Genomic DNA, 24,630 nt, shown 5'->3' on the forward strand with positions numbered 1-24,630 from the left:
GTTAATTTTTCCATTTTTAAATTTTGATTTTTATATTATAATAGTAATGCTATTTGATAACATAGTTAGAAAATAAATTTATATTAATTGCAAGGAGGAAAATATGGCTATAGTACCAAAACGCAAGACATCAAAACAACGTAAACACAAAAGACAAACACATAGTGCTTTAGAAACACCTAATTTAATTAAATGTTCAAATTGCACAAAATTAATTGAACAACATACTTTATGTCAACATTGTGGTTTTTACAAAGGTAAAAAGCATCCTGCTTATCTTGCATTAAATGATCGTATTAAAAATAGTTAAATTTAATAAATAAATAGACAGCACAAAATTTGCCTGTCTTTTTTTATTTTTTGTTCACTTAATCATTTTTTTATATCATCTTTACGGAGGAAAAAATGATTTTATACAAAATTGGAGAAATTGTTTTCAAAAACAAATCAAGTATTATATTCGAAAATAAAGGTGATGGATATATGGTGAATGTTGCAAATATCCAACGTTTTGAGGTTGGTACAAAGTGCAAAATTTATTTATATGAGCACAATACCGAGTTTTACAAAAATATTTATGGATTTAAAGATTTTAAAGAAAGATTATTATTCACTGATTTAATTTCAGTTGAAAAGGTCGGCCCAAAAATTGCCATGATGATTTTAGATAAGGGTTGAGAAGTAGTTGCTCAATATATAGCAACGGATAATTGAGCTGAATTATCTAAAATTAACTTTGTTTCAGAAAAAACAGCTAAGTATATTTGTGTTGAATTAAAAGCCAAATGATCTAAATTAGTTGATTTAAGCGAGGACAAACATGCTGAAGTTAATAATTTAACTGACTTAACAAATACACTTAGCTCATTAGGATTTAAGCGTAATCAAATTGAATATGCTATAGCTAATATTACTGAAAAAATTGATCTTGATAAAATGGTGGAAGAAAGCATAAGCATAATAACCACAAACAGTGATTCACAACTTAGAACTTAGGCCTTCTACATTTGATGGTTTTATTGGCCAAAAAAATTTAGTTAAAACATTAAAAACAGTCATAAATAGTTCTAAAATTCAACAAAAAACTCTCCCACATATTTTGTTTTATGGCAGCCCAGGTATGGGAAAAACAACATTAGTATCAATAATAGCAAATGAAATTGGTGCTAAAATCCATTATATTCAAGGAGCAAACATTGAAAAAAAGAGTGATTTAATAAATGTTCTATCAGTTATAAATGAAGGTGATATTGTTTTTATTGATGAAATCCACAGTATTAATAAAACAGTAGTTGAGTTTTTATATAATGCAATGGAGGATTTTGTCTTCGATTTAATAATTGGAGTGGATGGGAATTCGCGCTCGATGCGAATGAAGATTAAAAAATTTACACTAATAGGAGCAACTACCCGTATTAATGATTTGCAACAACCACTTAAAGACCGCTTTGGATATATAGGGCGGTTAGTGAATTACGAACAAGATGAAATTTGCAAAATTTTAAATAATTCTGCTATAAAAATTAATGTTAATATTTCAAGTGATTGTATTGAAAAAATAGCAGAATATTCGCGAAAAACCCCACGTATTGCTAACCACTTATTACAAAGAGTTAATGACTTTGCAATATCCTTAAATAATGGTTTAATAGATTTGTCAGTTATTAAAAAAACATTTAAATCCCTTGATTTATATCGTTATGGTTTAACAAAAGATCATGTTGAATATTTAGAACTATTAAAAGAAAATTTTTATGAAAAATATGTTTCACTTCTGACTTTATCAAGTTTAATAAAATTTAATAAAGAAAATATTGTAAGTGATATTGAACCAATTTTATTATTCTATAATTTAATTGAAAAAAACTCTCGTGGTAGACGAATTACAAGCGAAGGCATTGATTATTTATACCATAGTAAACGCAATTAAAGATTTTCAAACTCAAAAATTATAGAATTTTATCCCAGACAAACATTAGAATGCAATGTTTATCTGGGATTTTTTTTTCTTAAATTTAGTACCAAAAAATATCACTAATAATAGCATATAAAAACCAGGTTTTATGGTATAGTATAATATATGAAATTTTTAAATAAAATATTTAAATTAACATCATGAAAAAGGCTTTTAATTAGTACTTTGCTTTTAATAGCAGGTCTACTTTCAATTATCTTTGGTAGTCTTTTTTATTTTAACTCCAACGTTAATAAAACCTATGAGTATAATCCAGGAACTCAAATAGTTGTTAAGATAAAAAGTGACAAACCCGATTCTATTGATAATTTAAAGATTTCAAAGTCTATTAATGACCGTTTAGTTGATAGTTTTGGTTATAGCGGAATTAAGGTAGAGCCTTATTCTAGTGATAAAATATCAATTTCTAAAAGTGGTAAACTTTCACAACTGGAGTTAAGTAATTTTATTAACAAAGTTATACAAAAACCTTCAATTATCGCAACGTCAACTGATATGAAGCCATTATTTTATTTAGGTAAGTTTAATAATTCACAAGCACTTGATTATAAAAACGTTTATGATTATAATATTCCGTTTAAACCTGAAAGTGCTGAATATGTTGAACAAAATGGAAACAACAGTGTTAAAATAGCCTTAAATGGAAATACTGGTGAAACAGAATATTCTAAAGCCACTGAATCACTAGTTGGCAAAGAAATTTTGATTTGACTTAACATTCAAAACCTATATGAAAAAGCAGTTAATGAATATCAAAGTGATTGACAAAGTGCAAATCAAAATTTATATAATTTTATTCATGTTAACAACTCAGTTAAATCAAAAAAAACTGATTCAAATGAAGAGACTAACAATACACTTAAAGAAAGTGAATTAAATGTTTCAAAAGAATATTTAATTCATAATGCACAAGTATATTATGTTCATAATGGTGAACATCTTTATTTATCAAATAAAGCAACTTTATCTAATTCTGAGTCTAAATCGTTAGTTGAAAAAATTAATTTTGCTTTAGGCGATTATAGCTTAGAACTTTTTTCAACACATAATTCTCAAGATCATTCAGGTTCACAAAATACTTATTTATATGCCATAATTGGATCATTAGTTGCTTTCGCAATTTTAGCTTTTATTCAAATTATTAATTATGGACTATTAGGTGTAATTGCTGCTATTTCAAGTGCTTTATATGCAGCCCTTACTTTAGCAATGTTTACAGTGGTTAGAGGAGAGTATTCTCCTGCAAGTTTAAGTGCCTTTTTACTAGGTATGCTAATTTTATTTGAATCTTCATCTGGCTGGTTTGAAAAATTCAAAGATAGGCATCTAGGAGGAGATTCTATCAAGAAAGCTATTATTAATACTGCACGATTTAATTCATTAAGAATTATTGACAGCAATGTAATAATGTTTGTGTCCAGTTTAATTATCTTCTTTTTAGGAACCAACGAAATTAAGCAGTTTAGTTCGTTTACAGTTTTTGGTACAATAATATCACTTATAATCTCATTGATTTTTTTAAAGTTTATTATTATTTCCATCAGTACTTCTGATTACTTTATTGAAAAAATTAAATTATTTGGTATTACAAAATTAAGCCACAAAGCATATATTTTTAAAAATAGAATAAGTGTAAATTATTTTAAACACTTCAAATTCATCTTAATTTTATTTACTGCCTTAATTTTAATTTCAACCATTATTTTTGGTGCACTATCTGGAACTCGTGGTGGTGCTTTAAATGGGTTTAATGTTTCAAATAGTTTTAGTGGATATTACACAATTAACATCACTTCACTTGATAAATCTAAGTATTTCTTTGATTCAGAATTAGCTAATAATTTTATCAATTATATTAATGATTCGGCAGTTTTAAATAAATCATTAATTACCCAATCATCAATATATTCAATTACAGGTCTTGATGGACTAAGTGGTGTATCAATACAACTATCTCATCATGATCAAAATATTTTAAAACAAATACAAGAACTAGCAAATTCATATAGTAATAATTTATTAAGTGTCGATAGTGTTAATATAACAAATATTTCATCACTTAATGACTTACAATGAGTTGTTATTAGTATTATTATTTCATCTGCAGTTATCTTACTTTATGTTGCATTTAGACTTGGTTTAGTCTTTAGCATTGTTTGAGTTCTGTCAAGTGTTCTTGATTTCTTAATTATTTTTGGATTACTAATATTGACTAGAATTCAGATCAATAACTATAGTTTAATTATCTTTTTAATCATCTTTATTTGGTCTAATAATGAAAAGATGCATATTTTTACAGACTTAAAGGAAAATGTAAAATTAAAATATCATAAACAAGTGCTAATAACACCAGAAATTTTAAATGTCGCTAATTATACAATTACACAAAACCTTAAACGTTTTATAGTTTCGTTACTTGGGATTTTAGCATTAGGTATTGGTTTAATATTTATCGGTACAAGTACCAATAATTTACCTACTATTTTAATCTTTATTTCATTACCGTTAATTCTTGTTTTCTCTTCTTATTTATCTGTTTATGTTTGAGTGAAAATATTCAGTTATAGTGAAGGAATCAAACAAAAACGAATTGATACAGGTTATTGAAAAGTTAATAAACTTGAAGAACAAACTTTTAATGGAATTAATGATTATTTATAATTTAAACTTAGTTTATAACACTCTTATTTATAAGGGTGTTATTTTTGTACAAATAGAAAATAAAAAATTTGGTATAATAATCTTGTTATGGATAAAACAAGAAATAGATTTATAGAATATCAAGATAATTTTTTAGACTTAATAAAATCTAATTCTACATATAATCTAATTAAGCTTACGTCTGAAATAATTGTATTTACATTTGAATGAATGAAACGCAATCATATTGAGATTGTTAGCCTTCCAGTGAGTACTCAAAGCATATCAAGTCCTATGGGGTTAGGCAGTGATTCGTTACCATATAAAGTTTTTTCATCTTCAAAAGCAAATTACTCATTTTATCTTGCAGATAGTATGCAATTTTATTTAGAATTGTTATTAAGAACTAAGGGGATTGAAAGAGTTGGTTATATCTCTCCGTCTTTTAGAGGTGAAGATGTTGATCAAAGACACCTACATCAGTTTTATCATTTTGAAATTGAAATTATAGGAAACTAAAATCAAGCAAAAGAATTAGTTATTAACTATTTAAAGAAGCTTATAACAAGATTAGTTAATAAAAAACCCGGGTTACTTAATTCTTATAATGCAAGCAATGTTTCCAGATTGAAAAAATGGATAAAACAAGAAGTTTATGACCTTGACTTTTCAGATGCTGTAAGCATTTTAGAAAATGAGCATAACATAGGGATAGACAATAAAAATGGATTTATTAATATAAATAGTCATGGTGAAAAATATTTAATGCTGAAATTTTCGGACAAAATTTTGTGATTAAATAATTTTCCTTGAATAAACACCCCTTTTTACCAAAAAAGATTTGGTGAATATTCTTTAAATTCAGATCTTTTAATTGGTATTGGTGAAACTGTGGGACTAGGTGAAAGATGTTTTGACTATGATGAAACTATTGCCTCTATTAATGATCACCAAAATAAACCTAATGAATATAACTGGTATCTCCAAATGAAAAAAGAACAACCTTTACAAACTTCAGGTTTTGGAATTGGTATTGAAAGATTAATTTTATTTATAACTGGATTAGAGGATATCCGTGATGTACAAGTAATTCCGAGGCTTACGGATCTGGAGGTCTTACCATAATGATAATTAGAATATTAAATAAACTAAACAGTCATATAAACCAATTTAACAAAGAAACTAATTCTAACCTTAAAATAATATTAAAAGGTAGCGCTGTTTTTTGATTAGAACAGCAAGCAAAAGATAATATGCCCGCTGATTTGGATGTTGTTTTATGATCAACTAGTTATGAAACAAAACGTACATTCTTAAAATTTATACAAACTTACGAAAAAATAGAAGTTGCAAAAAATGATGGTAATTTATTTATTTTTAATTTAGATTCTTTAACAATAGAAATAATTTTGCTAGAACAACTTAATCTAAAATTTACAACTAGTTCACAATGGGATGGTATTTTACTTTTAAAAGGTAAATGGTTATTTACGCAGAAGTTACTTGCTCTTCCATATATAATGAGTGATTATTTTCCACATGATAGGGATAAAAAAATCCGCCGCACAATTGAACAATTAACAAATTGAAAAATTTTGGTAAATACTAGTGAATTATTTAATAGTGAAACAATAGACTTTTTGAAGCATTGTCTTTGAAACAGTTTTTTTATTTTTTACAAATATAACTATACAGAAATGTTAATTTTTGATTATGGTAATAAAGACTTTTATAAAAAGTTAACTAAAGACGATGAGATAGTTGACATTATTGTAAAATTTTACGAATTTTTCGCTAAAGATCAAAAGATTCAACTAATTGTAAAAATTGGTGAAAGAATCTTACAAAATAAAGAGTTTATTACTAACTTTTTATTAAATAATTATAATATTCCCTCATTGCCTGGCACTGAAATAAATTTCTTAAGTAAAGTTTTTGAAATACAAAAGAACAACTTCAAAGGGTTTTATTTAAAGGAAAATAACAAAAAAGAAAAAAAATTATTTATAAGTCATAGTGATGAAGCTGGAGGTTTGTTAGTTGGGAATAATGTTTACAACTTAGGTACATACAATTGAATTTCAGGAGATTATGATTTATATAATCTTGATGGCGAATATATTAAATGAGTAAACGGAACTGCAATAACTAGCGAAGTATATTCAAAAGAATATCAATCAAAGATCGCAAGAAAACAATTAGAAATTGATTATGAGAATTATGATAATCAAATTTTACAAGTGATTTCAAGTCAAAAACCTGAGTTTAATGATTCTTATTTTATCACTAGAAACCATGACAATCGCATTAATACCCTTGCATTAAGAATGATAGAAAAAACAAAGATTGCAAATCTTAATTATCTAATAACAACACGTGAGGAAGTTCAGTTACAAAGTTCAAAACTAAAAGAAGTTAAAGATATTATAGGTTCAAAGGATTATATTTATAATTTAGAAGTATCCAAATATCAAAATTGGGATAATGAAAATTTATTAATCCGTGTTGCTGATTTTTATACGGGTATTAATTCAAAAATGTTAGAACATATTTCCAAAATTTTTAATGATTATGCTCTACCTTTTCAATATTATTTTGGTGCGGGATCTACAGACCAAACAGAGTTTCAATTTGAAAATTCAATAACAATTGCTATACCAGCTAATGAAATTCATTCATATTCATCTAAAATTTTCCATAAAAATATATTTTATATGCTATTTGCGATAGGTATTTTAAATGAAGAGTTTTCTAAATAACCTTTATAAATATACTGGTTCTTTAGCAATTTCCTTAATTGGATCCGAAGCGTTTAAATTTGCTTCGTCATTATATATATACCGTATTACTGGAGATTTTTGGCTAGTATCAATTTTATATTTACTTATTCAACTGCCAACAATTATTGTTTATATTTTTAGTTCTAAAATAGTTGATTTTTTTAAAAGATTATCTGGCAAATCTATTTTATTTATTTGCGACGTCATAAGCGTTTTATTTTTAGTATCTTTAATTGCCATGTTTTTTGCAATCAAAGATAGTTATACATTTTCAATTTTATTAATTATAGTATCTGCTATATTAGGATTTGTACATTCTTTTAGATTTATTTATATAAAAAATATAGTTTACTATATAGCAACGAATGAAAAACAAATGTGAAAGATGAATATTGGATCATCATTTGCAACTTCAGTTGGTTTTATGGCTTCACCAATTTTATCTTTTTTTATTTATCAAAATCTTAGTTTTTATTATTTGATTATTTTTAACTGTATTACGTATTTATTATCTGGATTCTTATACTTATGACTTCAGACAAACCGAGAGAAATCAGTATTTACAACAACAAAGCAAAATAAAACTAACCATACGACTATAATAGAAGCAAAGCAATACAAAAAGTGGATTTATGTACTTTCTGCCTCAACCATAATTGGTATTTTTACATATCCACGGGGTAGTGGGTTGCCGCAATATTTTAAATTAATGTCAGATTTTTTAATAGATACTTGAAGTTTTTATATAAATATTATTTTTTCAGCTAGTTCATTGCTATCATCTATTATTCAGTTTTGGCTTAAGAAAATTAAGGCAATTAAAGTATCTTGAGTTTTATCAATCATATCTTTAGCTGGATTTGTATGATTACTAGGTTTAATATTTATCAAAGATCAATTTACAAATCTAATTTTATTTATAATCTTTAGTTCAATACAACAATTCTTATTCTCGCTATTTTTAAGTCAATACTATAGTTTAACTTATGAATTATTTGATGCCAAAACCTTCCATAAACAAAATGGTATTTCATTAAGTTTTAGAATTATATTAAGTTCGTTGCTTATTATTTTATTAACCTACCTAGCTACAATTTGAGTTACATATACATTTATTGCATATTTTGTTGTAATCTTAGTTTCAACAATATTAATTTGAATTTATCAACCAAAATTAAAAAAAGTGGATACTAGACTACAAAAAGATTAAATTTATATAAAACATTTAGCGTTTTCGCGCTAAATGTTTTTTTGTTAGTTTCTTTGCTTTTAAATCATCAAATAACTGATTTACTTCATTTTGTGAAATATTTCAATTCGATTCATAAGAATTATTACTATAAATATCATTTGTATATTCAACTCATAATGAATATGATCCATCATTAAGTGCCTGATACTTAAGTTTTAAATTGCTATTATAATTATGTTTTTTCACAAAGTTTTCAAAGGTTGTTTTTAATATACCACTACCCTTGCCTGTTATTATAGTTAAGTCAGAAATTATTCCTTCTTCAAGGTCAAAGATATGGTTTTGTAAAACAATTAAAGCATCTTGAGGCTCTAGTCCATGCAAATCTATTGTTTGCGTCATACTTTGATAATAATACCAGCTTTTTGCATGATGCTAAGTGCCATACTGTGAAATAAATCAGCATCATGTTCAAGCGATTCATAAGTTTGAACACAATTTCGATAAATAACAACTGGTTTATCTTGTTTTGATTTATTTAGTCATGTTTTTAAATTTAATGCAAATTGCATCACACAAATATCAGTGCATGCACCTGTTATGATAAATTCATCATAATTATTTAGAATATTTTTATCTAATTCTCAAAAACCATTTGTTGTGTTTTTGTAAAGTACGTTAGATTCATCATCTAAAACAAATTCTTGTAATTCATCAATGATTTGAGCCTCGCTACTACCAGCAATACAATGCTCAGGATAGGTTTTCATTTCTAAATCATGTTCACTATGTGCATCGCAAACAAACATGACATCATTTTCTTTATTACTAGATAAAAGATCAACCATATCAGGCACAATTCCAGCAATACGTTTATCACTTAAATCACCAAAACGTACAAAACCATTTAGCATATCGATAACAAAGAATAATTTTTTATTTTTGACAGTTTTCACAATAACTTGTCCCCCTTCCATTTTCCTTAAAATCAAGTTTTACTTTTTTAATTAAGTGTGTTTTACATCTTGAGCATTCTAAACCTGCTCTACCATAAACCTTCAATTCATTTTGAAATTTACCATTAATACCATTTACTGAGCTATAATCTTTTACACTGCTTCCCCCATATAATATACTTTTATCCATAATATCTTGCGCATTTTTTAATATTTCACATAATTTTGGATAAGAAATATCTTTTGCTTTTGTCATTGGATAAATTTGTGATTCAAACAAGGCTTCATCAGCATAAATATTACCAATTCCGAGCACTAAAGATTGATCTAAGAGAATTTTTTTAATACTAATATTACGGTTCTTAATCTTTTGATATAAATCATTAGCATCTACATCTCCAGGTAATTTTGCTAATTTTTTAATTTGGTAAATTGAATCTATGTTGTTTGATTCAATTATTTCAAAAGAACCAAACATACGTGTGTCATTATAAACCATTACTTTCTGATTATCTAAAAAGAAATAAATACAATCATGTTTATAATTATATAAGTACGGATCATTAATATCGCGTATATAATATTTTCCGGCCATTCTTAAGTGTGAAATTAATCTTGAATTATCACTAAAATTAAAAACTAAGTATTTGCCAAAGTTTTCAATATCATTTATTAATTTATTTTTGCAAAAATTAATAAATGAATTTGGATCAGTATTTTTAATTATTTTTTCAATTTTAACTTCTGTTTTAAGAATTGTTTTTCCTTTGACGTGGTCATTTAATGATCTTTGTACAATTGTTACTTCTGGATATTCTGGCATTAACTTATTATAATATATTTTTATAAATTACACTAAGCTTTTGCCATGTTTTTGGAATAACGAAATTGTGGTAAAATAGTATTACGATTATATGTTTTATCACATAATAATCAATTTTTAAAATTTAATAAATAATAATATTTTTGGAGGAATTATGACACCACATATAAGTGCAAAAAAGGGAGAAATTGCTAAAACAGTAATTATGCCTGGGGACCCACTCAGAGCTAAAAATATTGCTGAAACATTTTTGGACCCTGGATATAAACTTGTTAACTCAGTACGTAACATGTTTATGTATACTGGAACATACAAAGGAAAGCAAATTACCATTGCAGGTAGCGGAATGGGATGTCCATCAATTGGAATTTATTCATATGAATTATTTAATTTTTATGATGTAGATCGTATTATTAGAATTGGATCTGCTGGTTCATATATTGAAGAATTAGGACTGTATGAAGTTGTACTGGCAACTGAAGCTTATGCTGATTCAGATTCATTTAGAAAACTTGCTTTAGGTAAGGATGGAAATATTGCATACCCTGCGGAAGCTTTAAATAAAGAAATTGAATCAATAGCTAGTGATTTAGGTCACAAACTAACTAAGGGTCGTGTACACTCTTCTGATGTATTTTACTCTGTAGTACCGTTAGAAGAAAGAATTAAAGAAACACAAGCTGTTTGTGTTGAAATGGAATCATATGCATTATTTACAAATGCTGAAAAAGCTGGTAAAGAAGCAGCATGTTTATTAACAATTAGTGATAATTTAATTACTAAAGAAGAAACTAGTTCACAAGAGCGTCAAACTGCTTTTGTTAAAATGGTGGAGATTGCTTTAAACTTAGCAAAATAAACTTATGCGTATAGTTGATATTATTGACAAAAAGAAACGCAACCAAGAATTATCCGAAACTGAAATTGAATTTTTAATTAATTCATATGTAGCAGGAAATACACCAGATTACCAAATGAGTGCATTTTTAATGGCTGTTGTCTTCAATTCGATGACATCACGTGAAATTGCCTGAATGACTAAATATATGATGAATTCAGGTGAAATTATTGATTTATCTGAGATACCTGGCATTAAAGTTGATAAACACTCAACGGGCGGAATTGGAGACAAAACCACCTTGGCCATTGCTCCAATTATCGCTGCATGCGGAGGATATGTAGCCAAAATGAGTGGTAGAGGACTAGCTCAAACTGGTGGAACAATCGACAAATTAGAATCAATTCCAGGTTTTAACACAGAAGTAAACCAAAATGATTTTATCAAACAAGTGAAAGATCATAAAATTGCGGTAATTGGGCAAAGTGCTAAATTAGTACCTGCTGATAAAAAATTATATGCACTTCGTGATGTGACTGCTACAGTTGATTCAATTCCATTAATTGCGTCATCTATTATGTCTAAAAAGCTTGCCACAGGATCTAATGCTATTTTATTAGACGTTAAATGTGGTAATGGAGCTTTTATGAAAGATGAAGCAAGTGCAAAAGAACTAGCACAAACTATGATTAACATCGGAAAAGAATTAGACGTTGATGTGCGAGCCGAAATTACTAATATGAATCGCCCATTAGGTCGCGAAATTGGTAATAAAAACGAAGTATTAGAAGCAATTTGAACGTTGCAAGGAAGTGGACCAGAAGACTTTAATGAACTTATTTATTCTTCTTGTTCAACTATTTTATTGCAAGCTAAACTTGCAACAAGTTCTGAGCATGCAAAGCAAATGGTGCAAGAAGTTATTCAAAATGGAATGGCACTTAAAAAATTCTATGAATTTGTTAAATTACAAGGCGGAAATTTGGATAAATTACTCGCCCCAGATTTTTGAAATCCTAAATATAAATTAGAGATTAAAGCAAAACAAGAAGGTTATCTCGAAATTTTTGATAGCTTAGCTTTTGGGCTTGTTTCTATGAAATTAGGAGCAGGGCGTCAAACTAAAGAAGATTCTTTAGATTTTGAAGCTGGGATTACGTTAAATAAGAAGACCAACGAGTATGTTAAGGTTGGGGAAACATTATTTAGTTTATTTTCATCAAACCCAATTGATGAAAAATTAGCAGTTGAATTAGAAAATGCTTATAAATTCAATATGACTAAAATAGATAACAAAGTAATTCTTGATAAATTACAATAAAAGAGGTATTATGGATTATAATAAATTAATCGATCATACACTTTTAAAACCAGAGGCAACTGAAAAAGATATTAATAAGCTTATTTCAGAAGCTCTTAAATATAATTTTAAAACTGTATGTGTAAATTCTTCTTGAGTGAGATATGTACATGATAAACTAGCTAAAACAAGCATTGGTATTACTAGCGTAGTTGGATTTCCGCTCGGGTCAATGATTACCCAAGTTAAGGCTCAAGAAGCAAAACTTGCTATTGATCATGGGGCCTGTGAAATTGACATGGTAATGAATATTGGACGCTTTAAATCAGGTGATTATGAATATGTTTTAAATGATATTAAGAAAGTAAAAGAAGCGTGCGGTAACCGCATTTTAAAAGTTATTATTGAAACAGCCTTACTTTCTGCTAATGAGATTAAAAAAGCAACCGAAATTGTTATGAAATCAGGTGCTGAATTTATAAAAACATCTACTGGATTTAGTTTTAGAGGTGCATCTTTAGATGATATTAAAATTATGAAAGAAACTTGTGGAAATAAACTATTAATTAAAGCGGCAGGTGGAGTAAGTAACCTAGAAGATTTAATCAAAATGTATGAAGCTGGTGCAACACGCTTTGGAACATCACGAGCTGTTGCAATAATGGAAGGTTTAAGCTCAAAAGAAGGATATTAATTTTATACATTCTATAACCCATAAGGTTTTCCTTATGGGTATTTTTTAATAAAAATAAGACATTTACAAATGCCTTATTTAATTTCAAAGATGATTTCTTGGAATAATTTATGTTTTTCTGCAACTAAGTCAAGTTCTGGTTTAGTTTTAGCTAATTCTTCAAGTTGTTTATATCTTGGTGCAAATAATTCATTATAAATCTCATCACTAAGACCAATATATAAATCATAATTTAAGTTAGCTTCAAGGGGCTCGGCATTGCCCAAATGTCCATTTGGATTAGATATATATGGAGATACAAAACTGTGTTTAGGTACAAAATTTGCAATACGTGCATTATAATCAATATATTGATTAATATTAGTTTTGTTACTGTTAATACCTAATTCAATATTTATTTTATTTGCTTCACGAGTAAGATTTGAAACAGTTAAATTATTATATCTATATAAAAATAATGGAATTCTCTTGTTATCTAAATTAGGTATTCAATCTGGGATATAGTTTAATTGAAGTTTGTTAAGAATATTTAAACTATTTAAACTATTTTCACTGATATTCAAGGCAACTGGCAGCACAATTTTAACAATGTGGTTGATATTTGATGGTATTAAGCTTGATATTTTGGTTTGTTTTTTATCTTCTTCAAATTCATTATCAATCAATGGAAATGAATTTGAAGTTTGATCACGAGAGTATAAGGTTAATGGCAAAATATGGTTTGCACTATTATCAGAATACGTAATTTGTAAAAAGTCTTTAGCGACTAAATCATTATCATATTGAGTTGCAATAGAATTTTTAGATTTTTCAAAGGATTCATTAATTTTTTGTTTATCTGCATCATTATAAACAATATCGTCTCAGGTTTGTGGATTTCCTTTTTCGCTTTCAATTTTGGAAATTGCTCTACCACGTATATTTTCATTATCAATTGTTTCAAAAAATTTATTTGGTGAATCATAACCATGAGGACGATTAAAGATATTATTAACTAGCAAGCTAAAATGTGGTGAAGTTTTTTGAATTATTGCTAAATATTCGGTTTGTAAGTCATTATTTAATAAGGTTAGTAATTCATCAGATTTTTTAAAGTATTTACTACTTTTTTCAAAGATACTTTGTTTTAAAACTTTATAAGTGGTAAAATCTCAATTTTTAAATAATTCTTGTGTATCTTTTTTGTAATTATTAATTAACAATTTGATATCTTCTTTAAATTGCGTAATTTTTGAACTAGTAGTTTTATTTTCTAAAGAATTATAGATTTCTAGCAATGTATTAATGTTTAATTGTGTAAAGATTGTTTCGCGGAAAAAATCAAAGAATTCCCTCATACTTTGCAATTTAGTTTCTTCAGTTTTCAATGACGAAATCAATCCTGTTAATATATTACTGGTACAACGAGCTGCATAGCCATTTAAGTTTGCGATCATCTCGCCAATATTTAGTTGATCTAAAACTTGCCTTGCATTTTTAAGTAAACCACTGAGAAATTCTGTAAACTTTTTATCTTGAATAAAAGTTAACCAAAGTTCATATAATTGAGAGTTTTGAGTCTTAATATTTTCTAAGAAGTTTTTATTTTCTTCAATGGCTGTAAATTCAACAAATAATTCTTTTGCATAATCCCTGGTTTGATTCAACATAATTTCTAATAAATTAATAAAACCCTCTTTTTGAGTTGTTTCTGAGATATACTCAAATTTATCAGAGTTTAATTGCAATTGTTGCTTTTGGTCCTTTTTATCATCATCTCCACTTTGTATAGGCTTATTTGGTTTTGTAGGTTCTGGATTGCTCATACAACTTACTAAAGGAAATAAGGTTGGTAGCAATGCTGTTGAAATTAATAATTTTTTAATTTTTTTCATGCCTTAATTATATAATATTATGGTAATATATAATTAATATTTATATATATTTATAAATTAGCATGAATATTTTAAAAAAGTAGCTTAAAAAATGGAGTTTTATGGCAGCATTAACAATTATCTTAATAATCATAAGTTTTTTAATTATTATCATTTCTTTTATTATGTCACCAGATTCAAATGGATTTTCTGGAGCTTTAGTTGGAAGTGGTGATTTAGATTTATTTAAAGTATCAAAAGAAAGAGGGATTAAGAAAATTCTTAAATATTCAATGATGACTTTTGGGTTTTTATTACTAATTTTGTCATTACTTTTGAGGATTTTTATATAGTATATGAACGAAGCAAAAATAGTTAAATATATTTCATCTGCAAAATCACGAACATTTTTAGAAATTGCAAAGTATTTTAGAATACTACCATCAAATAACAAGGAAATAACTTCACTCTTATCGGTTTTACAAAAAGATAACAAGATTTTTAAAAACAATAATGATGAATATTATGCTGTTAAGTTTCTTGAAAGTGTTGAAGGTGTTTTGTCTGTTAATGCAAAAGGAATGTTTGGATTTGTTGACTATGATATTGATTTAGAAAATAACACAAAAAAAAGTGTCTTTGTTAAAAAGTTTAACTTTAATACAGCAATGCATAATGATACTGTAAGAGTTAATATATATCAAAACGTGTTTGATGATCAAATGCCTTGTGATGGAGTGATTACCGAAGTTATTTGTCGAAATACTCAAGAAATTCAAGGATTTATTAAACTTAAAAATGACATAACTTATTTTGTACCAGTAGATACAAAATACCGTATTTTTACTTGAAAAATTGAAACATGCATTGTTCAAATTAAATTAAATGATTTAGTAAAAGCAAAGATAACTAAAATAGAAGGCAGTTGCATTTCTATTGAAATTATCAAGGTTATTACTAATGAAGCTGATCCAATGGTTTATGTTAAATATTACTTAGAAGAAGTAAAAATTCCAAGCAGTTTTCCTTCTTCGCTTGAACAAGAAATTTCTTTAATACCAAAAAATATTGACCAGGAAGATCGAACAAACCGCAGAGATTTAACTAATAAAATGATTGTTACAATTGATGGTGATGATACCAAAGATTTTGATGATGCAATTTATGTTGATAAATTACCAAATGGCAATTATCTTTTAGGTGTTTATATTGCTGATGTTTCATATTATGTTAAAGAAAATACTGAAATTGACAATGAAGCATTAAAGCGCGGCACTAGTATTTATTTAGTTGATCAAGTTGTGCCAATGCTTCCAGTCGAATTATCTAATGGTATTTGTTCGCTTAATCCAAACCAAAAAAGATTTGTTATGGCGTGCGAAATGGAAATTGATCAAAATGGTAAAAATATCAATTTTGAAATTTTTGAAGGAATTATCGAAAGTAAATTTAGATTAACCTATAAACAAGTTGATAAATATTTTAAGGAAGGTGATATCGGTCTTGATCAATCGTTGGATGATGTTAAAACCTTAACAAAAATGCTAGATAAAGCAAGAGCATTATCGCAAATTATTCATAAGTTTAAAATCAATGAAGGATATGTTGATTTTGAAATTAATGAGCCCAAGATTAAACTTGATGAAAATGGTTCGGTTAAAGAAATTATAATTTGTGAACGTGGTGAATCAGAGGTGTTAATTGAAGATTTCATGGTAAGAGCTAATGAAATAATTGCAACATTTTTATTTGATAACAAACTTCCAGCTTTATACAGAATTCATGATGCACCAGATGAATTAAAGATTACTTCATTAAAAAATTCACTGAGCGCAATAGGCATTAAAGATATTAAATTAGATTCAAATACAATATCTCCACTCAATTTTGCAAATTTTGTGAATTCAATTAAAACTGTGCGAGATGATGATTTTGTTAAATTAATGTTTTTAAGGACAATGCAAAAGGCTATTTATTCAAATGAAAATGTCGGACATTTTGGACTTGCATCACAAAACTATTGTCATTTTACTAGTCCTATACGAAGATACCCAGATTTAGTTATTCACCGTGTCATTCGTGATTTAGTCTTTAATAAACAAACATATTTAATCGATCATTTTAAAGAAAAATTATTAGTATATGGTGATTTAAACACCAAAGCTGAGCAAAAGGCTGTGCAAACTGAAAGATACGTTAATGACCTTAAATTTGCTGAGTATTTGAAAAATCAAACCGGTAAAGTGTATAAGGGACAAATTTTAAGTATTTTACCATTTGGATTTTTCATCGAGTTTGATTTTAAAGCTAGTGGTTTAGTTCATAGATCAACTTTAATTGATGATGAGTATGAAGCTAATGAAAACTTAACAAAGTTAGTAGGTAAAAAACGTAGCTTTACTCTTGGAGATTATGTTAATGTGGTAATTACAAATACTGATCTAGTCCAAGGGAAAGTTGATTGTGTTTTAGAAGATTTATATCCACAATATTTAAAACTTAAAGAAAAGAAATTACAAGATTCAAAAACTAAAAAACATGATCAAAAAGCAAAGAGAAAATCATAATGCCTAAAATTGTTAAAAACTGCTTAGGTTTTGATTCGAATTTATATATTTACCAAGACAAAGAAATGTTTAACTATTCAGTTGATACAATTTTATTAGGTAATTTTGTTTTTTTAAATGAAAAAATAACTCATACTTTAGAAATTGGGGCAAATAATGGGGCTTTATCAATATTTATAGCTGCTCGCAATCCAAAACTTAAAATTGATGCTCTTGAAATACAAACTAGGGCTGCTGACCTAGCTAATGAAAATATTAAATTTAATAAAATGGAAAATCAAATAAATATAATTAATACAGATTTTAATGATTTTTGAAAAATGCATGCTAAACAATCGTTAAAAAAATATCAAAGTATTTTTTGTAATCCGCCATTTTATCAAATTTCTAAAACAAAAATAAAAAACGATGTACCTAATGAAATTTTAATTGCTACCCATGATATTGCCTTGACATTAGAAGAATTAGTTTTAGGATGTTCCAAAATAATTGAACAAAAAGGATTTTTAAACATTGTTTTACCAGTTGAACGGTCAATTGATTTATTTGTGATTTTGCGCAAATATAATTTCGAACCCAAACGAATCCAATATGTTTATACAAGGGTGCAAGATAAACCAAAATTTGTTTTAGTTGAAGCAAGATATCAAACGGGTAGTGGACCACATTTTTTACCTAATTTATACTTACATGATTCAAGTGATAAATTGAATCATGATTATTTGCCGCAAATAAAAGAATTATATAAACCTATTAAAGTAATAAAGGAGCTTAAATAATGAAGAAATTTTATATCACCACCCCGATTTATTATGCTAGTGGCAATTTACATATTGGACATTTATATACAACTACCTTAGCTTGAACAATTGCAAATTATAAAAAAATGCAAGGCTATGATGTAAAGATGTTAACCGGAAGCGATGAACATGGTTTAAAAATTCAACAAAAAGCTAAAGAATTAAATCTTGATCCACAAACTTTAGTCGATGAATTATCTGGTAAATATATTCAAATGTGAAAAGATTTTAAAATTGATTATCAATATTTTTGGAGAACTAGCAATTTTGAACATAAACGAATTGTTCAAAAAATATTTAGTTATTTTTTGAAGAAAAAATATGTATATAAAGGTAAATATAAAGGCTTATATTCTGTTAGTGATGAAGAATTTTTAACTGAGGATCAAGCAATTAAAAAAGATGGTAAACTTTACCACCCTGTTAGCCAAAAAGAATTAGAGTGAGTTGAAGAAGAAACATATTTTTTCGATATGCAAAGGTTCTTGCCTTGGCTCCAAGAATATATTAATCAAAACTCAGAATGATTAATGCCTTTAAAAACAAAAAAAGAATTAATATCTAATTTCATAGATGTAGGGTTGCAAGATTTGTCAGTAACGCGAACAAATTTAAAATGAGGTATTTCTGTCTTAGAGCATCCTGAGCATACTTTATATGTTTGATTAGATGCCCTTTGTAATTATATTAGTGCTCTTGGATTTGATTTTGAAAATAGTAAATTAGAATTTCAAGAATTTTGAGCTTCAAAAGATGCTGAAGTTGTTCATGTAGTTGGCAAGGAAATTACAAGATTTCATATGATTTATTGACCTATTTTCTTAAAAGCATTAAATATTAAGCAACCAACTAGAATTCAATCTCATGGTTGAATACTAGATAAAAATGGTTATAAAATGTCTAAATCACTTAACAACATTATTGATCCTTATGATTTATTATCAAAATATCACCCCGAAGCAATTAAATATTTTTTAGCTTCGCAGATTAATTTTGGGGAAGATGGGCATTTTGATGAAGATAGGTTTGTTGATATTATTAATGCGGATTTAATTAATAATTTTGGTAACTTAATTTCACGTACCTTAAAAATGAAGGATTTATCATTTGTCAATCAATCCTTAAAATACCAAAAAACAACTAACGAATATGATTTAGAAATTGAAACTCAAATTTTAAAATCCAAAAATGAATATATTAATTTATTTAATGATTACAAAGTTGATAAGGCATTAAAAGTGGCAATCAACTTAAGTAATGCATTAAATAAATATATCGATTTAACAAAGCCCTGAACCTTAAAAGATGATTTAGAAAAGTTAGAACAAATTTTAGTTCGTTTGTTAAATGGAATTTATACAATTGCTACATTATTGCAAGTTGTTATGCCGTTGAAAATGATGCAAGTGCAACAAGCTTTAGGGGCTGATGAATTAAGTTTAAATAAAATTGAAGATTTTAATAAATTTATAAGGTTTAAACAAGCCCCCCATTATATATTATTTGAAAGAATTAAGAGGTAATTATGATTTACGCAAAAGCAACTAGATATATAATTAATCCTGAAAAAACCAAAATGTTTGTTGATTATTTATACATCTTAACACAAAAAGTTCGTAAACTTGAAAAGAATTTATCCTTTGAATATGGGTTAGAATCTCGTGATAAGATTTTAATTATTCAAAGGTGATCAACAGAAACAGATTATGAAAATTTTGAATCACAAGAAGAATTCAAAAAAGAATTAGCAACTTTAAATAAGATGTCACTGAAAGTTTTTGAAATTTTTGATTTAAATATTGCTCGCTAAAAAGGACAAGAAAATCTTGTCCTTTTCTATATAAAAATTTTTGGAATTAATAAAAAAGTGTATAATTTATGTAGGAATTTCAGGATTGTGTTACTAAGTATCACTAAAATTTAATTCCTTTTTTTAAAATATTAAACACTTACTTAACTTATTTATAAATTAAATTTCAATAAAACTGGAGATTTTATTATGTCAAGCAAATTTAGAAAATATGTTCTTACCTTAGGAACAGGATTAATTTCTTTAACCCCAATGGCAGTCTTAGTGTCATGTGGATCAAACTCAAAACCAGAAACATCACCTGCAGATAAATTTAAACAAGATCATGCAGATGTTTTAGGTAAAACTGAAACAAGCGTTACAGTAGCAGATGAAACTAAAGTAACAGCAGCTTTAACTGCATATAACGCTTTAGCCGCAGATGTTAAAACATCTTTAACAACTCAAAAAACACTTTTAGATAAATTAAAAGCTAAAATTGATACTTTAAAAGCTGACCCAGGCTCAAGCACAACAGCTGTTGATTCTGAAGAAATAAGAGCTCGTAAAGAGGAACTAAATGTTTATGTTAACTTCGCACCAGAAGATAAACGTGAAGCATTAAAACAAAGTATTACATCAGGTACAAATGATGAAGCTTTAGATACTGTTGAAGACAATATTAAAGCAGAAATCAACAAAGCCAACCCTGGTTACTTTGAAAGATTAAAAGCATCTACGTCTAAAAATAGATTATTCCAACAAAATACAAAGAGTGAAATTGTCTTAGCAACAACTTTCTCTGAAACTGGAGCACAATTTAAATCTATTAATACAATTATTAGTGAATACAATAAATTAGTTGATGAAATGATCAAAGTTAAAAATAATGCCTCTTTAACTCAAGATCAAAAAGATGCTGAGTACAAAAAACTTGGTATTTCACCAAAAGCTAAAAAAGTTGTTCAAAAGAACATTGGTTCAGGATACCCTGCGGGAGCTAAAAATGTTAACTTATCACTTACATCAGGTGATAGAGACAACTTCTTTAACTTAATTTTAAACTATTCTACTGTTGCAGCTAAATTAGCAGCAAAAGAAGGAAATAGCGGAGATATGCTATTGAGTTTTAACTCATTAGATGAAGGTTTAAACACTGACTTATCTCAATTTGATTCAGGATTTTCAAACGTTAACTCTGAAATCGAAAACGTTACTGCAAAATCAACATATGTATTACCTTTATTAAAATCGACTCAAGTATTATCAATTAATGCTTCAGTCTTAGGATATTTCTTAAGCACTATGAAAGAAGCTGGTGTTACATTTGAAACAAGTGATGAATCAGATAAATTCTTTGAGGATATTATTAAAAAAGGTGAAGGTGATAAAGAAGCTGTTAAAACCTTATGAGGAGAAAAAGTTCCAACTGCAGATACAGTATTACAACCTTATAAAAAAGAAGGATTTAAATTATCAAAAAACATCTTTGAATCATATACTAAATTATTAGAATTTGCAACTATTGCGCAAAGTTTATTTGTTAATTCAGCAAAAGGAGTGGATGCTAGTGTCAAAGTATTTGGTGTTGATGATATGACTGGAGTTTATGAACAAGCATTATTCTCAGCTTTAGATGGTGAAAAAGCTAATATGCTACAAACTGTTTCAGTGAGTGGAGGAAGAACTAAAGTTGAGTTTAATGCAATTAAAAACAACAATAGTGCTTCATACATTAAATCACAAGAAATCTTTACTAAATTTAGTGAAGCAATGGAAAAAGGTGCAATTTATGCTTATCCATCTGGACAATATGCATCAAATGATCAAACTAAGCACCAAGTTGCCTTCTCAATTGGTTCAACTGCTGGTTATTCATATAATTTTAAAAAAGCAGGAACTGCAATTACTAATTTAAAACATACTTCTACTGGTTATACAACTGAATTATCATCAAATACTGCTTTTGAATTTAATGATCAAAATACTAAATACCCTGATGGTATTGCATACTTTTCAAGTTACAAAAACGTAATTTACCCTTCAACTTTAAAAGATACTTCAAAAGCTCAGCGTTATGATTATAAAGCTAAAACAGCTAATGATGATACTATAATTAGGGATCTATACTCAAAAGCTAAAACAACTTTAAACTTATTCTTCAAAGTTTCTGATACCCAAAGTGGTAAAATAAAAGATTACACTGATAAATTAAATGAACTTGCAACTTCACAAACTGATAAAGTGAAAAAATACATGATGACCAAACTAGACGGTAATAACACTGAATATGTAGTATATGCATTTTTAGATGTTTTAAATGATAAAAAATTAACACTTAAAGCAAGCCCATCTATTGAAGGACACACTGTTGAATCATTATCTGATACTAATTTATTAAATGAAACTGAACTAGTTTCATTACCAACTCCTTCAAAATGAAATGAAGATAATGCAAAGAAAGTATTATATGTACAAGGTCCAAGCTTAATTGGTATTAAATCAAATGATGAAGATGAAGCAGCTACCAGAGCATTTGTTAAATGGTTAATGACTTCAGCTCAAACAATCGGAACAACTAATAATACTGCTTTAGTTGAATTACAAAAATCAGCTGGATACATTTCTGCTGTTAAAGACTTAGAAAGTAATGCAACAAATGCTTCAAAAATTTATGGTACTAATCAATATCTAAAAATCGCTTACGATGAATTTGTTAAATCTTCTAAAGAAGTAGATTATGTAATTTTTGAAGAACCTGCTGGTTCAAAATCTGATGCCTTTAGAAAGAATATTGCAACAGCTTGAGAAACAACTCAATCAACAATTTCAAACAAAGCACAAACTAAGAAAACATTCCAAGATTTCGTTACTGATGTTACAATAGGAATTGAGGGTTAATTAAAACTTATAAATATAATTTGGTAACAAATTATATTTATTATTACCTTTATAGACTATGAAAAAAAAGAGATATAAAACATTTTTGAGTACACTTGGTACTTTAGGAGTATTAACTATGATACCTTTATCATGTACTGCTAAGGATCCTCAGCCAGTCCCTGCGCCTTTGCCACCAAATAATGAACCAAATCCAGGTAATGGCAACGCAGAAAACCCAAGTGTCCAAAAAACAGAAAATGAGCAGCAAATAGGTTCTTTTACCCTTAAATCGGTCATTGAATCAACAAACGATACTTCAAAGCTATCTTTAAACGTTGAAAAAATAAGTTTTAAACGTAACCGCGATGAAAATACTTACGAACTTTGAACATCTGGTACTTTATCTGATTCTACAATTCAAAATGAATTTAATCAAGTTTTAAATGCTATTAATAAAACAATTAATAGTTATTTAACAGATACATATAAAGCAAAAATTGTAGTGCCTCAAAAACAGGGTAATAAGATTTTTACAAATATTCAAAATATTACAGGTTTTCCTCAAGAAGTTAAACTAAGTATTAATAATCGTGAAATTACCTTAACGAAAACTCAAACTTCTAAAAATATTGAACTAGGAGAATTAGGTGTTAAAGGCAAAACTCGTGATGAGCAAAATGCAGCTGAAAGTATTGGTAATGTTAGTGTTGCTTATGCAATTAATTATGAACCTAAAATTGAATCTAGCGCTTTATTAGGACTTGGTGTTTTAGAAGTTAAAATAACTGAGCAAGCTCAATTAAATCCGCTTTTAAACCAACTTAGCATTAACTCTGATGAAAGTAATTTTAAACCAACTGGTATTTCATTTGAATCTGAAACTCCAAAAGGCTTATCATTTAGAGCTAAAGTGGAATCAGTGTCAGATGGAGATACACTTTCAGTTATAGCACTTGAGTCTAAGAATATTCGCGGCGGTGTTATTATTAAAGAAGGTGAATCATATAAAATTCGCCTTTCTGGAATCGATACACCTGAAAAAGGTGTCGGTAGTGGTTCAAACTATGTTTCAGCGGCTCCTTTTGAATATTCATTTGCAATGCATGCAACTAATTTTGCTGAACAAGTTTTAAACAATCCTAAATTCAAAAATGACATCATGGTAGGATTTGTTTCTGGAAAAGATTCATATGATCGGATTACCGCAGATATCTTCTTTGGTCAAAATTACCAATATTCTTACATTACTGAAATAGTACGCTCTGGTCATACCTTGCCTTATAGTAATGATGTATGAGAAAACTACTTGCGTAATAAAGATACAAGTAGTTATGAATATAATCTTTACCCACAAATTGCACAGGCTTTTGAGGAAGCTATCAAAAATAACAAAGGAATCTTTAACTATTTTGATAATCCCGCCGATGCTTCATTGTTCATTTATTTAATTAAAAATAATAATAGATGACATCCATTTTACTGAGAAAAAAATGGTAATAATGCAATTGTAAAAGATTATGTCACAAAATAAACGAAAGGA

The 24,630-nt window shown here is 27.5% G+C and carries 22 protein-coding genes; 18 read left to right on the forward strand and 4 right to left on the reverse strand.

Annotation, left to right across the window (positions count from 1 at the left end; genetic code table 4):
* Positions 1-103 precede the first annotated feature (103 nt).
* The 8 genes from rpmF (at position 104) to AC0B4S_RS01835 (ending at position 8,605) form a co-directional block, all read left to right on the forward strand.
* Complete coding sequence (rpmF, locus tag AC0B4S_RS01800; protein WP_465101414.1) at positions 104-310, forward strand: 50S ribosomal protein L32; 207 nt, start codon at positions 104-106, stop codon at positions 308-310.
* A gap of 95 nt (positions 311-405) precedes the next feature.
* Positions 406-996 carry a Holliday junction branch migration protein RuvA gene (gene ruvA / locus AC0B4S_RS01805; protein ID WP_465101415.1) on the forward strand — a complete coding sequence of 197 codons (591 nt, stop codon included), beginning with the start codon at positions 406-408 and terminating at the stop codon, positions 994-996.
* A complete protein-coding gene (gene ruvB, locus AC0B4S_RS01810) occupies positions 974-1,930 on the forward strand; it encodes a Holliday junction branch migration DNA helicase RuvB (RefSeq protein WP_465101416.1) in 957 nt (318 codons plus the stop codon). Before ruvA ends, ruvB begins: the two co-directional genes overlap by 23 nt.
* A 150-nt stretch (positions 1,931-2,080) precedes the next feature.
* Entirely contained in the window at positions 2,081-4,636 is a 2,556-nt protein-coding gene (secDF, locus tag AC0B4S_RS01815) for a protein translocase subunit SecDF (protein WP_465101417.1), read from the forward strand.
* A gap of 87 nt (positions 4,637-4,723) precedes the next feature.
* Positions 4,724-5,134, forward strand: coding sequence for an amino acid--tRNA ligase-related protein (locus tag AC0B4S_RS01820; protein WP_465101418.1), 411 nt, complete (start codon positions 4,724-4,726; stop codon positions 5,132-5,134).
* A 108-nt stretch (positions 5,135-5,242) separates the two neighbouring features.
* Entirely contained in the window at positions 5,243-5,740 is a 498-nt protein-coding gene (locus AC0B4S_RS01825; RefSeq protein WP_465101419.1) for an amino acid--tRNA ligase-related protein, read from the forward strand.
* Positions 5,740-7,374 (forward strand): zinc-binding metallopeptidase family protein, encoded by a 1,635-nt coding sequence (locus AC0B4S_RS01830; protein ID WP_465101420.1) that lies wholly within the window; start codon positions 5,740-5,742, stop codon positions 7,372-7,374. The genes AC0B4S_RS01825 and AC0B4S_RS01830 overlap by 1 nt, the downstream gene beginning before the upstream one ends.
* A complete protein-coding gene (locus AC0B4S_RS01835; RefSeq protein WP_465101421.1) occupies positions 7,355-8,605 on the forward strand; it encodes an MFS transporter in 1,251 nt (416 codons plus the stop codon). The genes AC0B4S_RS01830 and AC0B4S_RS01835 overlap by 20 nt, the downstream gene beginning before the upstream one ends.
* 15 nt (positions 8,606-8,620) lie before the next feature.
* On the opposite strand, the gene AC0B4S_RS01840 is transcribed toward AC0B4S_RS01835, so the two are convergent.
* The 3 genes from AC0B4S_RS01840 to mutM are packed head-to-tail and all read right to left on the reverse strand — an operon-like array spanning position 8,621 to position 10,366.
* A complete protein-coding gene (locus AC0B4S_RS01840) occupies positions 8,621-8,989 on the reverse strand; it encodes a Smr/MutS family protein (RefSeq protein ID WP_465101422.1) in 369 nt (122 codons plus the stop codon).
* Complete coding sequence (locus tag AC0B4S_RS01845) at positions 8,974-9,543, reverse strand: cysteine hydrolase family protein (RefSeq protein WP_465101423.1); 570 nt, start codon at positions 9,541-9,543, stop codon at positions 8,974-8,976. The genes AC0B4S_RS01840 and AC0B4S_RS01845 overlap by 16 nt, the downstream gene beginning before the upstream one ends.
* Entirely contained in the window at positions 9,524-10,366 is an 843-nt protein-coding gene (gene mutM, locus AC0B4S_RS01850) for a bifunctional DNA-formamidopyrimidine glycosylase/DNA-(apurinic or apyrimidinic site) lyase (RefSeq protein WP_465101424.1), read from the reverse strand. Before mutM ends, AC0B4S_RS01845 begins: the two co-directional genes overlap by 20 nt.
* 154 nt (positions 10,367-10,520) lie before the next feature.
* Between mutM and deoD the strand changes: the two genes are divergently transcribed.
* The 3 genes from deoD to deoC are packed head-to-tail and all read left to right on the forward strand — an operon-like array spanning position 10,521 to position 13,198.
* Complete coding sequence (deoD, locus tag AC0B4S_RS01855; protein WP_465101425.1) at positions 10,521-11,225, forward strand: purine-nucleoside phosphorylase; 705 nt, start codon at positions 10,521-10,523, stop codon at positions 11,223-11,225.
* 4 nt (positions 11,226-11,229) lie between these two features.
* The gene (locus AC0B4S_RS01860; RefSeq protein ID WP_465101426.1) at positions 11,230-12,525 is read left to right on the forward strand and encodes a thymidine phosphorylase; all 1,296 of its coding nucleotides are present in this window, start codon (positions 11,230-11,232) and stop codon (positions 12,523-12,525) included.
* 10 nt (positions 12,526-12,535) lie between these two features.
* A complete protein-coding gene (gene deoC, locus AC0B4S_RS01865) occupies positions 12,536-13,198 on the forward strand; it encodes a deoxyribose-phosphate aldolase (RefSeq protein WP_465101427.1) in 663 nt (220 codons plus the stop codon).
* 74 nt (positions 13,199-13,272) lie between these two features.
* On the opposite strand, the gene AC0B4S_RS01870 is transcribed toward deoC, so the two are convergent.
* Positions 13,273-15,072, reverse strand: coding sequence for a hypothetical protein (locus AC0B4S_RS01870; RefSeq protein WP_465101428.1), 1,800 nt, complete (start codon positions 15,070-15,072; stop codon positions 13,273-13,275).
* Between the two features lie 101 nt (positions 15,073-15,173).
* Here AC0B4S_RS01870 and secG point away from each other — a divergent pair, with 101 nt between their 5' ends.
* The 7 genes from secG (at position 15,174) to AC0B4S_RS01905 (ending at position 24,621) form a co-directional block, all read left to right on the forward strand.
* Positions 15,174-15,404, forward strand: coding sequence for a preprotein translocase subunit SecG (gene secG, locus AC0B4S_RS01875; protein ID WP_465101429.1), 231 nt, complete (start codon positions 15,174-15,176; stop codon positions 15,402-15,404).
* Between the two features lie 3 nt (positions 15,405-15,407).
* Entirely contained in the window at positions 15,408-17,618 is a 2,211-nt protein-coding gene (rnr, locus tag AC0B4S_RS01880; RefSeq protein ID WP_465101430.1) for a ribonuclease R, read from the forward strand.
* Positions 17,618-18,397, forward strand: coding sequence for a tRNA1(Val) (adenine(37)-N6)-methyltransferase (locus AC0B4S_RS01885; RefSeq protein ID WP_465101431.1), 780 nt, complete (start codon positions 17,618-17,620; stop codon positions 18,395-18,397). Before rnr ends, AC0B4S_RS01885 begins: the two co-directional genes overlap by 1 nt.
* Entirely contained in the window at positions 18,397-19,941 is a 1,545-nt protein-coding gene (gene metG / locus AC0B4S_RS01890; RefSeq protein WP_465101432.1) for a methionine--tRNA ligase, read from the forward strand. The genes AC0B4S_RS01885 and metG overlap by 1 nt, the downstream gene beginning before the upstream one ends.
* Before the next feature lie 2 nt (positions 19,942-19,943).
* Positions 19,944-20,228, forward strand: coding sequence for an antibiotic biosynthesis monooxygenase (locus AC0B4S_RS01895; RefSeq protein WP_465101433.1), 285 nt, complete (start codon positions 19,944-19,946; stop codon positions 20,226-20,228).
* A 189-nt stretch (positions 20,229-20,417) separates the two neighbouring features.
* A complete protein-coding gene (locus AC0B4S_RS01900; RefSeq protein ID WP_465101434.1) occupies positions 20,418-23,108 on the forward strand; it encodes a P68 family surface lipoprotein in 2,691 nt (896 codons plus the stop codon).
* A gap of 58 nt (positions 23,109-23,166) precedes the next feature.
* Positions 23,167-24,621, forward strand: coding sequence for a thermonuclease family protein (locus AC0B4S_RS01905; RefSeq protein ID WP_465101435.1), 1,455 nt, complete (start codon positions 23,167-23,169; stop codon positions 24,619-24,621).
* Positions 24,622-24,630 lie beyond the last annotated feature (9 nt).

The sequence above is a fragment of the Mycoplasma sp. 6934 genome (assembly GCF_055523595.1).